The organism is Serpentinimonas sp. SMBJO2, from assembly GCF_056341105.1.
Genome location: NZ_CP150628.1, coordinates 1,963,070 through 1,976,633, shown reverse-complemented (window position 1 = coordinate 1,976,633; position 13,564 = coordinate 1,963,070). Strand labels below are relative to the sequence as shown.

Genomic DNA, 13,564 nt, shown 5'->3' with positions numbered 1-13,564 from the left:
CTTCAAAACCCGTTTATCCGCATTCAACCCACGCCATTTGCTGGCATTTTCACAATTCAGGACACGCGCATCCATGAAACCCATACACGTCGGCCTGTTGGGCCTGGGCACCGTAGGCAGCGGCACGTTTGACGTGCTGCGGCGCAACCAGGCCGAGATCCAGCGCCGCGCTGGGCGCGGCATCGTCATCACCCAGGTTGCGGACCTGGACGTGGAGCGGGCGCGCCGCATCGTCGGCGACGCGGCGCAGGTGCTGGGTGACGCGCGCGCCGTGATCGCGAACCCGGACATCGACATCGTGGTCGAGCTGATCGGCGGCTATGGCGTGGCGCGGCAACTGGTGCTGGAGGCGATTGCCGCCGGCAAGCACGTGGTGACGGCCAACAAGGCGCTGCTGGCGCTGCACGGCAGCGAGATTCTTGCCGCTGCGCAGGCGCGCGGGGTGATGGTGGCGTTCGAGGCGGCGGTGGCCGGCGGCATTCCGATCATCAAGGCGCTGCGCGAGGGCCTGAGCGCGAACCAGGTGCAATGGGTGGCGGGCATCATCAACGGCACCACCAACTTCATCCTGTCGGAAATGCGCGCCAAGGGGCTGGACTTTGCCGCCGTGCTGCAAGAAGCGCAGCGCCTGGGCTACGCCGAGGCCGACCCGACGTTCGACATCGAAGGCGTGGACGCCGCGCACAAGGCCACCATTCTGAGCGCGATTGCGTTTGGCATCCCGATGCAATTCGACAAGGCGCACGTAGAGGGCATCACGCGCTTGCAGGCCGAGGACATACGCTACGCCGAGCAACTGGGTTACCGCATCAAGCTGCTGGGCATCGCCAAGCGCCAGCGCGACGGCATCGAGCTGCGCGTGCACCCGACGCTGGTGCCCGCCAGCCGCCTGATTGCCAACGTCGAAGGGGCCATGAACGCCGTTATGGTGCAGGGCGACGCCGTCGGTACCACGCTCTACTACGGGAAGGGGGCGGGCAGCGAACCGACCGCCAGCGCCGTGATCGCCGACCTGGTGGACGTGACGCGCCTGCACACCGCCGACCCACAAAACCGCGTGCCGCACCTGGCGTTCCAGCCGAGCGCCTTGAGCCTGCTGCCGGTGTTGCCCATGGCGCAGATCGTCACCAGCTACTACCTGCGCTTGCCAGTGGCCGATCAGGCCGGGGTGCTGGCGCGGGTCACGGGCATACTGGCGGCGGCCGACATCAGCATCGACGCCGTGTTGCAGCGCCCGGCGAGCGCGGGCGCGCCGCAAACCGACCTCATCATCCTCACCCACGACACGCGCGAGGGCGCCATGGACGCCGCGCTGGCGCAGATGCAGGCGCTGGAGACGGTGCTCGAGCCGATCGTGCGCCTGCGCAAAGAGGAGCTGGCCTGATGCGTTACCGTTCCACCCGCGGCCACCCGGAGCGGCCGCGCTTTTGCGACATCCTGCTCGAAGGGCTGGCCCCCGACGGCGGCCTGTACCTGCCCGAGCATTACCCGCAGGTCGATGCCGCCACCCTGGCGCGCTGGCGCCGCGTCTGGGCCGAGCAGGGTTACGCGGCGCTGGCCTTTGAGGTGTTGTCGCTCTACATCGACGACATCCCAAGCGCCGACCTGCGCGCCCTGTGTGCCCAAACCTACACCGCCGCAGCCTTTGGCAGCGCCGCCATCACGCCGCTGCGCCGGCTCGACGAGGGCCTGTGGATTCAGGAGTTGTCCAACGGCCCCACGCTGGCGTTCAAGGACATGGCGATGCAGTTGCTGGGCAACCTGTTCGAGTACGAACTGGCGCGCCGGGGAGCGCAGCTCAACATCCTGGGCGCGACCAGCGGCGACACCGGCAGCGCGGCCGAATACGCGCTGCGCGGCAAGCGCGGCGTGCGCGTGTTCATGCTCAGCCCGCATGGGCGCATGAGCCCGTTCCAGCAGGCGCAGATGTACAGCCTGCAAGACGCCAACATCCACAACCTGGCCATCGAAGGCGTGTTCGACGACTGCCAGGACATCGTCAAGGCGGTCAGCAACGACCTCGAGTTCAAACGCCGCTACCAGATCGGCAGCGTGAACTCGATCAACTGGGCGCGGCTGCTGGCGCAGGTGGTCTATTACTTTGCCGGCTACTTCCAGGCCAGCAGCGACAACACGCAAAAGCTGAGTTTTGCCGTGCCGAGCGGCAATTTTGGCAACATTTGCGCCGGGCATGTGGCGCGCTGCATGGGCCTGCCGATCGCGCAACTGGTGCTGGCGACGAACGAAAACGACGTGCTCGACGAGTTCTTTCGCAGCGGCGTCTACCGCGTGCGCGCCAGCGCCGACACGCACGAGACCTCGAGCCCGTCGATGGACATCTCGAAAGCGAGCAACTTCGAGCGCTTCGTCTTCGACTTGATCGGGCGCGACGCGGCGCGCACGCAAGACTTGTTTGGCGCGCAACTGGCGCGCCACGGCCGCTTGGACCTCAGCGCCGACCCCGCCTTTGTCGGCCTGCGCGAGCGTTATGGTTTCGTGAGTGGGCGCAGCAGCCACGCCGAGCGCGTGGCGTGCATCCGCGACACCTGGCAGCGCCTGGGCCAGTTGCTGGACCCGCACACCGCCGACGGCCTGAACGTGGCGCGCCGCCACCTGCGCGCGGGCGAACCCATGCTGGTGCTCGAGACCGCACTGCCGATCAAGTTTGCCGACACCGTGCGCGAGGCCACGGGCGCGCCGCCGCCGTGCCCGCCGGCCTTCGCTGGCATCGAGGCGCTGCCGCGCCGGGTGCAGGTGCTGCCCGCCGAGGCGGCGCGGGTGCAGGCGTATATGGCCGCGCATTGTGACGGATAATTAGCTTGGCCTGGGGCGCTGTGCTGCGGGCTCAACCCGCAGGAGCTGCGCGCCGTGCAGGCACAACACCTTGGAGGCAAATCTCGGCTGCGCGCCTGGGTGCGCGGCGGGGTGGTTGCGCCTGAGCGTGCGCCCGAGCCGGGCCCGGGAACGGTCGGGCCAGAGGCTGCAGCCCCAGCGCTGGCCCAGCCGTCTGCCGCAGCCGCGCCCCTTGCCTTTCGCGTCTTTCTGACGCGGCGCCTGGTGGCTGGCGCGCTGGCCTTGATTTTGCTGCTGGCTGTGCTGTTTGCCTTGGCCATCATCTGGCCGATGGCGCAGCAGTCGGCGCGCCAGTCTTTCGATGCCGCCGCGCGCGAAGTGGACGCGCGCCTGCAGTCCGATTTTGGGGCCACGGAAGTGGGTTTGCAGATTTTGCAGCAAGCCTTTGTGGCCGACCCAGCACGCCTGGACGACCCCGAAGAGTTCGTGACCCGCGCGCGCGCCGCCTTGCAGACCATGCCGCTGGCCACTTCCATGGTGCTGGGCAACGGTGCCGGGCAAGGCTGGATGCTGCTGTGGCAGAACGACACGCGCCAATGGCTGCTGCGCCTGACCGACCGCGGCCGCTGGGGCGACGAGCAGCGCTTCAGCCTGTACAACGAGCACGGCCAAGTGCTGCGTACCTGGAGCGAGCGCATAGGCTACGACCCGCGCACACGGCCCTAGTTCACCCTGGCCACGGCTGCGGCGAGCGCGCCGCGCTGGACACCGCCCTATGTTTTCTACACCACGCGCGAGCCCGGCATCACCGTGGCGCAGGCCTGGCGCGACACCGACGGGCTGGTCTGGGCGCTGGGGCTGGACTTGCGCGCGCTCGAGATCGACCGCCTGGTGCGCGAGCTGCCGCGCAGCGCGCAAGGCGAAGTGTTGCTCAGCGACCGCAACGGCCAGGTGCTGGGGTTGAGCTTTGCGCCGCTGCGCGTGCTCGAGACCGACACCGGGCCGCGCCTGTTGCGCGTGGGCGAAGTGGAGCCGCTTTCGGTGCGTGCGCAACTGCTGGACGAAGCGCGCGCCTTGCAACGGGTGCACCTGATTGATATGGAGGGGCAACGCTGGCTGGCGCAAAAGCGCAGCGTGCACCTGGGCGACCAGGAGCTTAGTCTCTGGCAGGCGGCGCCCTGGCGCGACTTCGTGCCGGGCCTGCAGCAATGGCTGCTGGCCCTGCTGCTGCTGGCGCTGTTGGCGGCGCTGGGCGCGGCCTGGATGGCGCAGCGCAGCGCGCGCAAGCTGGCGCAGCCGCTCGAGTACCTGGCGCAGGCGGCGCAGCAGGTGGGGCAGTTGCAGCTCGACGACAAACTGCGCACCCATTGGAGCGTGGCCGAACTGCGCACCCTGGCGCTGGCCATGAACGACTCGCGCCGCCGGCTGCGCATCTTTCACCGCCGCTTGCTCAAGCGCGAGGCGCAACTGGCGCGCGAAGTGCAGGCGCTCACGGCGGCCGAGCAGCGCTTGCTGCACGTAGGCTTGCACGACCCGCTTACCGACTTGCCCAACCGCCGCCTGCTGCTGGAGCGCCTGCAGCACGCACTGGCGCGCGCCCAACGCCAGGCAGCGCAAACGGCGGTGCTGTACGTGGACCTGGACCGCTTCAAGGAAGTCAACGACGAACAAGGGCACGAAAGCGGCGACGCCTTGCTGCTGCAAACCGCTGCGCGTCTGCAGGCCGTGGTGCGCAGCGGCGACACCGTGGCGCGCCTGGGGGGCGACGAGTTCGTGCTCTTGCTCGAAGACGTAACGCCGCAAACCGCCTACGAGCGCGCGCTGGCGGTGCTGGCCACCTTGGAGCAGCCGTTTGTGCTGCCTGCGGGTGTCAGCGTGCAGGTCTCGGCCAGCGTGGGCTTGTGTCTGGCACCGCGCGACGGGCACGAGGCCGCAACCCTGCTGCGCCACGCCGACGCCGCCATGTACCGCGCCAAGGCCGACGGCTGCGCGCGTGTGGTGGTGTACGAAGCCGGCATCAGCCAGATCAGCCAAGAGACACGCGAACTGCGCCACGCGCTGGCCGAGGCGATTGCGCAGCGCCAGCTTGAACTCTGGTGGCAGCCGCAGATCGACCTGACCAGCGGCAGCGTGCAAGCCGCCGAGGGCTTGTTGCGCTGGCACCATCCGCAGCGCGGTTGGGTGCCGCCGGCGGTGTTCATCCCGCTGGCGGAGGAAAGCGGGCTCATGCGCGCGCTCGGCTTGCTGGTGCTGGAGCAAGCGCTCGAGCACGGAGCGCGCCTGGATGCGGCTGGCTGGCGCCTGCGCCGTCTGGCCATCAACGTTTCAGCCTTGCAATTGCAAGACGACGATTTCGTCGATCAGGTCGCGCAGCGGCTGGGCGCGCAGGGCTGGAGCGCGCGTCGGCTCGAGCTGGAAATCACCGAAAGCGTGCTCATCGACAGCGAACTTGCGCAGGCGCGCCTGCAGCGCATGGAAGCGCTGGGTGTGCGCCTGGCGCTGGACGATTTTGGCACCGGCTATGCCTCGCTGTCGTACTTGCGTCGGCTGCCGTTCGACGTGCTCAAGATCGACGCCAGCTTCGTGCGCGACATTGGCAGCTCGGCTGCGGCCGACGCGCTCATCGGCTCGCTGATTCAGCTCGGGCAGGCGCTGGAGCTGGAACTGGTGGCCGAAGGGGTGGAGACGGCCGCGCAACGCCGCTACCTCGAGGCGCAGGGCGTGCGCTGGGCGCAGGGCTATCTGTGGTCGCCAGCGCGGCCTTTGGCCGATTGGTTGGGCGGGCTGGCGGGCCTGCAGGGACTGCACGCCGCGCCTGCACCCGCGCCCGAGCGCGCGGCCGGGGCTGGCGCTGCGAGCCAGCGCGCGGGCAGGGCTGGCGCATAATCGCTTCGATCAGGCCCGATCAGCCTTGATCAGGCCCCGAGTTGCAGCAAGTGTATTGCTGGCTGCCCACGCATCCAAGTTAGCCTTCGACGATGTCTGCCCCCACGCCTACGCACCCTCCTGTGCCTGCCTCTGCAGCGCCGCCTGCTGCCCGAGCGGGCCTCATGGCCCTGGACGACGCCCTCGCCGCCCTGTTGGCGCAGGCGCAGCCGCTGCGCGAGATCGAGCCCGTGGCGCTCGACGAGGCCGACGGCCGCGTGCTGGCGCAGGCGCTGCATGCCGCCTTTGACGTGCCCGGTTTTGACAACAGCGCCATGGACGGCTACGCGGTGCGCGCCGCCGAAGCGGCTGCCGCCCACGCGGCCGGGGTTGCCTTGCCGGTGAGCCAGCGCATCGCGGCCGGGCCTGTGGCTGCCGCAGGTGCCGCGGGTGCTCAAGGCGCTGCGGCAGGGTCGGCGCCCGCCTTGCAGCCTGGCACGGTGGCGCGCATTTACACGGGCGCCCCCATTCCCCCCGGGGCTGACGCGGTGCTGGTGCAAGAAGAAGCCGAGGCCTACACCGACGCCAGCGGCCAGCCGCTGGTGCGCTTGCGCAAGCCGGCGCAGCTTGGGCAGCACATCCGCCGCCGGGGCGAAGACCTGGGCCGCGGCCAGACCGTGTTGCCTGCCGGCACCCTGCTGGGCCCGGCCGAAATCGGGTTGGCCGCGAGCCTGGGGGCGGCGCAACTGCCGCTGCACCGGCGCCTGCGCGTGGCGCTGCTGAGCAGCGGCGACGAACTGGCCGAACCCGGCAGCGTGCCCCCCGAGCAGCTGCCGCTGGGCGCAATCTACAACAGCAACCGCTATTTTTTGCGCGCCCTGTTGCAGCGCCTGGGTTGCAGCGTGAGCGTGTGCGCGCGGCTGCCGGATCGGCTCGACGCCACCGTGGCGGCGCTGCGCGCGGTGGCACCAACCCACGACCTGGTGCTGAGCACTGGCGGGGTATCGGTGGGTGACGCCGACCACCTCAAGGCCGCCGTGCAGGCGCTGGGCGGTTTGCATCTGTGGCAGATCGCCATCAAGCCCGGCAAACCCTTTGCCCACGGCTGGCTGGAGCGTGATGGAGAGGGTGCGGGCGCCAATACGGGCGCAGACCAGCGCTGCCACTACATCGGCCTGCCCGGCAACCCGGTGGCCAGCTACGTCACGTTCATGCTGCTGGTGCAGCCGTTCGTGCGCCGCCTCCAGGGGGTGCAGGGCCCGGCGGCCAGCGGTCTGCTCGAGCCGATCGAGTTGCCCGCGCATTTTGACTGGCCCAGCCCAGAGCGGCGGCGCGAGTTCCTGCGCGTGCGCCGCAACGCCCATGGCGGGCTCGACCTCTACCCCAACCAAGGCTCGGGCGTGCTCAGCTCCGTCGCCTGGGCCGACGGCCTGGTGGACAAGGCGCCCAACCAGACCATCGCCCACGGCGACCGGGTGGTGTACAGGCCGTTTGCGGCGTAGCCGTTGGCCTGGAGAGTGGCGCTCAATCCACCTCGATGGCGTCGGTGATGCGGTAGAAAAAGCCCAACGAGTCGTTGTGCAGCACGTGAAAGCGGCCTTCGACGACGATGGCGCCCATGCTGTAGCGCACCGGGCGCCGCGCGCGCACCTGCACCAGGCTCTCGGGGCCGCCGGGGGTGCAAAAGGGGCAGGTGAGCGGCACCGAACTGAGCAAAAAATGCACCTGGCGCGTGCCGGGGTCCAGCGGCGTCATGAAGCCTTGCAGGCGCACGGTGCGCTGGTCGAGTGCCAAAATGGCAGCGGAGTACACCTGCACCACGCGCTGGCGCACGGTGCGGGTGGTGATATCGGCCAGGGTGGACCACGGCACCACGTCGTTGCGCTGGGGCAGTGGGGCAAAGGCGCTCAGGGGGCTGTGGTAGCCCATGCCGGTGCCGCCGGCGAGGGGGTTGGGGTGGCCTGGCACTCCACTTCCCTCCGCTGCCACGGGAGCTGCGGGCGCATTGGGGGCACCAGCCGCACCAGCCGCGCCAGCCGCGCCAGCCGCCGGTGCATTCTGCCCCCACACGGGTGCGGCGATGGCGGCGGCGCTCAGGGCGGCAGCGTGGCGCAGCCAGTCGCGCCGCAGCCAAGGCCGCTCATCAGTGGACATGGCGCATGCCGCAGTAATTGCCCAAGGCGATGCCGGTGCAGGCGGCGCGCAGGGCCTGGTGGCAGACGCGTTCGCCGCGCCCGGCTTGCAGGCATTCGGCGGCGGCCTGGTGCGCTGCGGCCATCGCTTTGTGGCGTTGAATGTCTTGCTGAATCTGGGCCGGGGTGTGTTGCTGGCCGTGGGTGTGGCCGTGTGGGGCAGCCGGGGTCGCGGGACTGGCCCAGACGGGCAGGGCCAGGGCGGCGCTGGCGAGCAGGGCCAGCAGGGTGCGGTGGGTGGTTTTCATCGAATGCATGGGGTCAGCTCCGGTTGAGTAGGGTCAAAACGTCGAGCCGGTGCACGCGCCAGGCCGGCAGGGCCGCCGCCAGCAGCGCCAGCAGCATCACCCCCAGTGGCACCCACAACAGCGTCGGACTCCAGTGTGCGGCTTGCACCAGGGTGGCGGCACCCGTGGGCAGCCAGCCGCCCAGGGCGGCCAACAAGCCTTGGGCCAGCGCCAGCCCCAGCAGCAGCGCCAGCAGCGCCAGCGCAAAGGCCTCGGTGAGCAGCAAGGCGACCAGGCGCCGCGGCGGCGTGCCCAGCAGGCGCAGCATGGCCAGATCGGCCTCGCGCTCGCGCACCGCTTGCCACAGCGCCACGAACACCGACAGCGCCGCCATGAGCAGCAGCGTCAGGCCAAAGCCTTGCAGCACCTGGGTGCCCGCGCCCAACAGCGTGAGCAGCCGCGTGAGCTCGAGCGCCGGGGCGGCGGCTTGCATATTGGTTTGCTCGTTGACAAAGCGCGGAAAGGTGACGGCGGCCAACGGTGTGGTGTAGCGGATCAGGGCCATGGTGACTTCGCGCTCGGCCTCGACCGCGGCGCGTTCCTCGGGGCTCATCTGCGCCATGCCGTGCAGATCGTCGTGCACCAGCCAGACCGATTCGGTGGCGGTGAGCACCAGCCGGTCCAGCACGCAGCCGCAGGGCGCCAGGATGCCGGTGATGGCGTAGGGCCACTGATCGTGCGCCTTGCCGACCGGGTCCAGCCCGTGCACGCCGACGAAACTTTGGCCCAGACCCAAGCCACTGCTGGCCGCCACTTGGGCGCCCAGCACGGCTTGCATCGGCGCGTTCCAGAGCTGGCCTTGGGCCAGTTCGGCGCCATACAGGGCGACATAGTCGGTGCTGGTGCCGACGATGCGGTAACCGCCAAGGTTGTCGCCCAGGCTGAGCGGGATGATCGCGGCCACTTGCGGGTGCTGGCGCAGTTGTTCCAGATCGGCCAGGCGGATGTTGCCCGGCGGCACGTCGAGGTGAAACACGCCGGACATGATGAGCTGGATCGGGCTGCCCTTGGCGCCGACGACGGCGTCGATGCCAGCCAGGTCGCGCTCGAAGGTGTGCGTGAGCTGCTCGCGCGCGCTGAGCACGAACACCATGGCCGCTACGCCCAGGGTGAGCATGAGCAGGTTGAGCACCGTGCTCAAGGGGCGCGACCAGAGGTAGCGCCACGAGAGGCCGAGGGTGTTCATGCCGCGCCTCCGGCGAGCGTCTGCAGGCGCAGGGTGCGAGCGTGCGGCAGCGCTTGCACGGCGCGCTGGTCGTGCGTGGCCACCACCAGCGTGGCGGCGTGCTGCTGCGCATGCTGGCTGATGAGCGCCATGGCCTGGGCGGCGAGGTCGTCGTCGAGACTGGCGGTGGGCTCATCGGCCAGCAGTACGGCCGGGCGGCGCAACAGCGCCCGTGCCAGCGCCACGCGCAGCGCCTGCCCGGTCGAGATCTGGTGCGGGCGCCGCTGCAGCAAGTCGCCCAGCCCCAAGGCCTCGATCAGGTGCTGGGTGTGCGCGCGCTCCAGCGGCCGCTGGGCGGCGTAGGCCACCAGTTGCAGGTTGTCGTGTACGCTCAAGGCCGCGCTGAGCAGGCCGCGCTGGGGCAAAAAGCCGATGTGGCGCGCGCGCCAGGCGTCGCGTTCGGCTTGCGCCAGCTGCGCCGGGTGCGTGCCGGCGACTTCGAGCACCCCGGCGCTGGGCGTGAGCAGCCCGGCCAGCAGCGCCAGCCAGGTGGATTTGCCACTGCCCGAAGGGCCGCGCAGCAGCAGCGCGCTGCCGCTGGCAAGTTCCAGGTCGGGGAACCTGAGCGTCGGGCCATTGGGCCAGGCGTAGCTGAGGGCGGAGCTGAAAATCATGGGCGGGCGTGGGGTTGGAGGCAGTCGGCGCAAGTGCCGTGCAGGGTGAAGTCGAGCCGCTGTGGCTGGTGCCCAAGCGCGGCCATGCGCTCGCTCCAGCTCTGCGCCAGCTGCTGCGCCTCGAGCGCCGCCGCAGGCAGCGGCAGCAGGCAGTGGCAGGCGTCGCACTCGAAGCGCGGTTGCGCCAGGGGGCCGGTGTCGTTGCCGGCCCAGGTGAAGCGCCAGCGGCGCTCGTGGGCGTCGGCGTGGCGCAGCAGCACACCGCAGGCGGCGAGCCGATCGAGCAGCCGGTACAGGGTGACGCGGTTGATCAGCAGGCCGCGCGCCTGCAGCTGCGCCAGCACCTCGAAGTGGCAGCGCGCGGCGCTGGGGTCGGCGGCAAACAGGCCCAGCACGGCGCGTGTGGCCGGCGTGACCCGCAAGCCGGCGCGGTGCACGCGCTCGAGCAGCTCGGGCGTGAGCGGGCTGGATGAGGGGGCGGCAGTTTGGGGCATGGTCATGGTCGTGGACTCGGCTGCTGCAACTAAGTTGCGTTATGATCCCGATATTAACGCAATCGAGTTGCAACAAGGTGCCCATCAAGTCTTTGCTTTCCTGGTTCCAGCCGCTGGCGGCTGCGGCTTCGGCTGCTGCGGCGCAGTTGCGCGTGCCTGAGCCTGCACCACCTGCCGCCCCGTCTGGGGCCGCTGGGGCCGGCGCGGGAGCGGGTGCGTCGGTTGCCGCGCCCGGCGTTCAGCCGGCAGCTGGGCTGGGGCTGCACAACCTCACGCTGGGCTACGAGCGTCATCCGGCGGTGCACCATTTGTCGCTGTTTTGCCCTGCGGGTTCCAAGCTGGCCATCGTCGGCCCCAACGGCGCCGGCAAATCGACGCTGCTGCGGGCGCTGGCGGGCCAGCTGCGGCCGCTCACCGGGCGCATCGATGGCTTGGCCGGGCAGCGCGTGGCTTATCTGCCGCAGACGCCGCAGATCGACCGCAGCTTTCCGGTCACGGTGCTGGATATGGTGCAGTACGGCCTATGGCACCAGAGCGGCGCCCTCGGGCGCTGGAGCGCGGCCCAGCGCCAGCGCTGCCTCGAGGCCCTGGCCAGCGTGGGCCTGCAAGGCTTTGAGCGCCGCACCATCGACACCTTGTCGGGCGGGCAGTTTCAGCGCGCCTTGTTCGCGCGCCTGATCCTGCAAGACGCCGACCTGCTGCTGCTCGACGAGCCCTTTGCCGCCGTCGATGAAGGCACCATGCTCGACCTGCTGCAGTGGCTCGAGCGCTGGAGCGCCGCCGGCAAGACCGTGCTGGTGGTGCTGCACGATCTGAGCCTGGTGCGCCGGCACTTTGCCCACACCCTGCTGCTGGCGCGCGAGCCCATCGCTTTTGGCGCCACCGCGGCCGTGCTCACGCCGGCCAATCTGCGTCGCGCCATGCACATGCGCGAAGCCTTCGACGAAGGCGCGGCCTGGTGCGAAGCCGAAGAGCAGCCGGCTGCGCACGGCCCTGCGCACGAACACGCGCACGATCACGCGCACGGCCCAAGCCACGGCCACGAGCAGCACGGCCCCGGTCACGGCGCCCAACCGCCCCGGCCCAAGGTTGAGGCAGCGCCGGCAAGCGCTGCTGGGGTGCACTGATGGCGGCGCTGGGCTGGCTTGAACCCTTGTGGGCGTTCAGCTTCATGCAGCGCGCGCTGCTGGGTTGCGTGCTGCTGAGCCTGAGCGCGGCGCCAGTGGGCGTGTTTCTGATGCTGCGCCGCATGAGCCTGACCGGCGACGCCATGGCGCACGCCATTTTGCCCGGCGCGGCGGTGGGTTTTTTGATCTCGGGCCTGTCGTTGGGGGCGATGACGCTGGGCGGCATCGTCGCCGGGCTGGTGGTGGCGGTGGCTTCGGGCCTGGTGGCGCGCAGCACGGTGCTGCGCGAAGACACCTCGCTGGCGGCGTTCTACCTGCTCTCGCTGGCGCTGGGGGTGTTGATCATTTCCACCTACGGCAGCCAGGTGGACCTGTTGCATGTGCTGTTTGGCACCGTGCTGGCGCTCGACGACGCCGCGCTGGCGCTGCTGCTGGGCATCGCGTCGATCACGCTGCTGGCCCTGCGCCTGCTCTACCGCGCGCTGGTGCTCGAGTGCCTGGACCCCGATTTTTTGCGCGCCCACAGCCCGCGCTGGAGCGCGCTGGCGCACTACGGTTTTCTGGTGCTGGTGGTGATCAATCTGGTGGCCGGTTTCCATGCCTTGGGCACGCTGATGGCGGTGGCGATCATGATCTTGCCCGCAGCGGCGGCGCGCTTTTGGGTGCGGCGCATCGAATCGCTGCTCTGGCTGGCGCCGGCGCTGGCGCTGGTTTGCTGCGTGGCCGGTTTGCTGCTTTCTTACCACGCCGACTGGCCGACCAGCCCGGCGATCGTGCTCGCGTTGGGCGCGCTGTGGTTGTCGTCGATAATTTTTGGCCGCTTTGGGGTTTGGCGGCAACGCTCGGTGTCTGCAGTGCATTTGAAAGGGTAAACGCATGAAACGACGGGTTCTTGGCCAAGGTTTGGTGGCCGGTTTGGGTTTGGCGGGGGTGGGCCTGGGTTTGGGCGGCGCGGCCTGGGCCACGACGGCCGCAACGGGTGCGGGTGTGGCGCCAGGGGCCGCAGCGGCCGGTGCCACAGCGGCTGCCAGCGCGGCCACGGCCATTCCTGCCGCGCTGCCAGTGGTGGCCAGCTTCAGCATTTTGGGTGATTTGGTGCAGCAAGTCGGGGGCGAGCGGGTGCAGCTGACGCAGCTCATCGGGCCCGACAGCGATGCCCACGTGTTCCAGCCACGGCCAGCGCAGGCGCGCTTGGTGGGGCAGGCGCGGCTGGTGTTTTCCAACGGGCTGGGCTTTGAGGGCTGGATGCCGCGCCTGCTGCGCAGCGCCAACTTTCGCGGTCAGCACGTGGTGCTCAGCCGCGGCATCGAACCCTTGCGCAACGCCGGTCATGGCCATGGTCATGGCCACCGTCACGGGCACGGTCATGGCCACGACCACGGCGAGCACGACCCGCACGCCTGGCAGAACGTGGCCCACGTGCGCGTCTATGTGCGCAACATCGCCGACGCCCTGTGCGCTGCCGACGCCGCCGGCTGCGACTTTTACCGCCAGCGCGCGCAGGCCTACGACGCCGTGCTGGCGCAGCTCGATGAATCCATCCGCGCCGCTTGGGCGCCGATCGAGGTGGCGCAGCGACGCGTGATCGTCGCCCACGACGCCTTTGCCTATTACGGCCAGGCCTACAACGTGCGCTTCATGGCGGCGCGCGGGGTGAGCGCCGACAGCGAACCGACGGCGCGCGGCATCGCACGGTTGGTGCAGCAGATTCGCGAGGAGCGAATCCGGGCCTTGTTCGTCGAAAACGTGACCGATCCGCGTCTGATCGAGCAGATCGGGCGCGAAACCGGGCTGCGCCCGGCCGGGCGGCTGTACTCCGACGCGCTCTCGGCCCCCGGCGGCACGGCCCCGACCTACGTCGATATGCTGCGCCACAACACCCAGGCCCTGACGCGAGCGGTGGCGGGGGCTTGAGCGCAGGCGCTGCGGCGCGGCGTTTCCTGGGGCACAATCGGGCTTGAATGCGG

13 protein-coding genes are annotated in these 13,564 nt (G+C 69.9%); 8 read left to right on the top strand and 5 right to left on the bottom strand.

What is annotated here, in order from left to right; all coding sequences use genetic code 11:
- Window positions 1-73: 73 nt before the first annotated feature.
- The 5 genes from AAAZ40_RS09220 to AAAZ40_RS09200 all read left to right on the top strand — a co-directional run bounded on the left by AAAZ40_RS09220 (window position 74) and on the right by AAAZ40_RS09200 (window position 7,160).
- Entirely contained in the window at window positions 74-1,384 is a 1,311-nt protein-coding gene (locus AAAZ40_RS09220) for a homoserine dehydrogenase (protein ID WP_476660099.1), read from the top strand.
- Window positions 1,384-2,814 (top strand): threonine synthase, encoded by a 1,431-nt coding sequence (gene thrC / locus AAAZ40_RS09215; protein ID WP_476660098.1) that lies wholly within the window; start codon window positions 1,384-1,386, stop codon window positions 2,812-2,814. The genes AAAZ40_RS09220 and thrC overlap by 1 nt, the downstream gene beginning before the upstream one ends.
- 54 nt (window positions 2,815-2,868) lie before the next feature.
- Window positions 2,869-3,519 (top strand): hypothetical protein, encoded by a 651-nt coding sequence (locus AAAZ40_RS09210; protein WP_476660097.1) that lies wholly within the window; start codon window positions 2,869-2,871, stop codon window positions 3,517-3,519.
- Between the two features lie 84 nt (window positions 3,520-3,603).
- Window positions 3,604-5,679 carry a putative bifunctional diguanylate cyclase/phosphodiesterase gene (locus tag AAAZ40_RS09205; RefSeq protein ID WP_476660096.1) on the top strand — a complete coding sequence of 692 codons (2,076 nt, stop codon included), beginning with the start codon at window positions 3,604-3,606 and terminating at the stop codon, window positions 5,677-5,679.
- A gap of 164 nt (window positions 5,680-5,843) precedes the next feature.
- A complete protein-coding gene (locus AAAZ40_RS09200) occupies window positions 5,844-7,160 on the top strand; it encodes a molybdopterin molybdotransferase MoeA (RefSeq protein ID WP_476660095.1) in 1,317 nt (438 codons plus the stop codon).
- A gap of 22 nt (window positions 7,161-7,182) precedes the next feature.
- On the opposite strand, the gene AAAZ40_RS09195 is transcribed toward AAAZ40_RS09200, so the two are convergent.
- Genes AAAZ40_RS09195 through AAAZ40_RS09175 form a run of 5 tightly spaced genes read right to left on the bottom strand, consistent with a single transcriptional unit; the run spans window position 7,183 to window position 10,476 of the window.
- Window positions 7,183-7,812 carry a DUF3299 domain-containing protein gene (locus AAAZ40_RS09195; RefSeq protein ID WP_476660094.1) on the bottom strand — a complete coding sequence of 210 codons (630 nt, stop codon included), beginning with the start codon at window positions 7,810-7,812 and terminating at the stop codon, window positions 7,183-7,185.
- Entirely contained in the window at window positions 7,802-8,107 is a 306-nt protein-coding gene (locus AAAZ40_RS09190; protein ID WP_476660093.1) for a hypothetical protein, read from the bottom strand. Before AAAZ40_RS09190 ends, AAAZ40_RS09195 begins: the two co-directional genes overlap by 11 nt.
- A gap of 4 nt (window positions 8,108-8,111) precedes the next feature.
- The gene (locus AAAZ40_RS09185) at window positions 8,112-9,323 is read right to left on the bottom strand and encodes an ABC transporter permease (protein WP_476660092.1); all 1,212 of its coding nucleotides are present in this window, start codon (window positions 9,321-9,323) and stop codon (window positions 8,112-8,114) included.
- On the bottom strand, window positions 9,320-9,976 hold the full coding sequence (locus AAAZ40_RS09180) for an ABC transporter ATP-binding protein (RefSeq protein WP_476660091.1): 657 nt from the start codon (window positions 9,974-9,976) through the stop codon (window positions 9,320-9,322). The genes AAAZ40_RS09185 and AAAZ40_RS09180 overlap by 4 nt, the downstream gene beginning before the upstream one ends.
- A complete protein-coding gene (locus AAAZ40_RS09175) occupies window positions 9,973-10,476 on the bottom strand; it encodes a Fur family transcriptional regulator (RefSeq protein ID WP_476660090.1) in 504 nt (167 codons plus the stop codon). The genes AAAZ40_RS09180 and AAAZ40_RS09175 overlap by 4 nt, the downstream gene beginning before the upstream one ends.
- A gap of 35 nt (window positions 10,477-10,511) precedes the next feature.
- Here AAAZ40_RS09175 and AAAZ40_RS09170 point away from each other — a divergent pair, with 35 nt between their 5' ends.
- Genes AAAZ40_RS09170 through AAAZ40_RS09160 form a run of 3 tightly spaced genes read left to right on the top strand, consistent with a single transcriptional unit; the run spans window position 10,512 to window position 13,511 of the window.
- Window positions 10,512-11,597 (top strand): metal ABC transporter ATP-binding protein, encoded by a 1,086-nt coding sequence (locus AAAZ40_RS09170; RefSeq protein WP_476660089.1) that lies wholly within the window; start codon window positions 10,512-10,514, stop codon window positions 11,595-11,597.
- Window positions 11,597-12,469 (top strand): metal ABC transporter permease, encoded by an 873-nt coding sequence (locus tag AAAZ40_RS09165; RefSeq protein WP_476660088.1) that lies wholly within the window; start codon window positions 11,597-11,599, stop codon window positions 12,467-12,469. Before AAAZ40_RS09170 ends, AAAZ40_RS09165 begins: the two co-directional genes overlap by 1 nt.
- Window positions 12,470-12,473: 4 nt before the next feature.
- Window positions 12,474-13,511 carry a metal ABC transporter solute-binding protein, Zn/Mn family gene (locus tag AAAZ40_RS09160; protein ID WP_476660087.1) on the top strand — a complete coding sequence of 346 codons (1,038 nt, stop codon included), beginning with the start codon at window positions 12,474-12,476 and terminating at the stop codon, window positions 13,509-13,511.
- Window positions 13,512-13,564 lie beyond the last annotated feature (53 nt).

Coding starts and splice junctions, on each gene's coding strand:
- AAAZ40_RS09220 (WP_476660099.1), top strand. CDS start 74: ATGAAACCCATACACGTCGGCCTGTTGGGCCTGGGCACCGTAGGCAGC.
- thrC (WP_476660098.1), top strand. CDS start 1,384: ATGCGTTACCGTTCCACCCGCGGCCACCCGGAGCGGCCGCGCTTTTGC.
- AAAZ40_RS09200 (WP_476660095.1), top strand. CDS start 5,844: ATGGCCCTGGACGACGCCCTCGCCGCCCTGTTGGCGCAGGCGCAGCCG.
- AAAZ40_RS09195 (WP_476660094.1), bottom strand. CDS start 7,812: ATGTCCACTGATGAGCGGCCTTGGCTGCGGCGCGACTGGCTGCGCCAC.
- AAAZ40_RS09190 (WP_476660093.1), bottom strand. CDS start 8,107: ATGCATTCGATGAAAACCACCCACCGCACCCTGCTGGCCCTGCTCGCC.
- AAAZ40_RS09185 (WP_476660092.1), bottom strand. CDS start 9,323: ATGAACACCCTCGGCCTCTCGTGGCGCTACCTCTGGTCGCGCCCCTTG.
- AAAZ40_RS09180 (WP_476660091.1), bottom strand. CDS start 9,976: ATGATTTTCAGCTCCGCCCTCAGCTACGCCTGGCCCAATGGCCCGACG.
- AAAZ40_RS09175 (WP_476660090.1), bottom strand. CDS start 10,476: ATGACCATGCCCCAAACTGCCGCCCCCTCATCCAGCCCGCTCACGCCC.
- AAAZ40_RS09170 (WP_476660089.1), top strand. CDS start 10,512: ATGATCCCGATATTAACGCAATCGAGTTGCAACAAGGTGCCCATCAAG.
- AAAZ40_RS09165 (WP_476660088.1), top strand. CDS start 11,597: ATGGCGGCGCTGGGCTGGCTTGAACCCTTGTGGGCGTTCAGCTTCATG.
- AAAZ40_RS09160 (WP_476660087.1), top strand. CDS start 12,474: ATGAAACGACGGGTTCTTGGCCAAGGTTTGGTGGCCGGTTTGGGTTTG.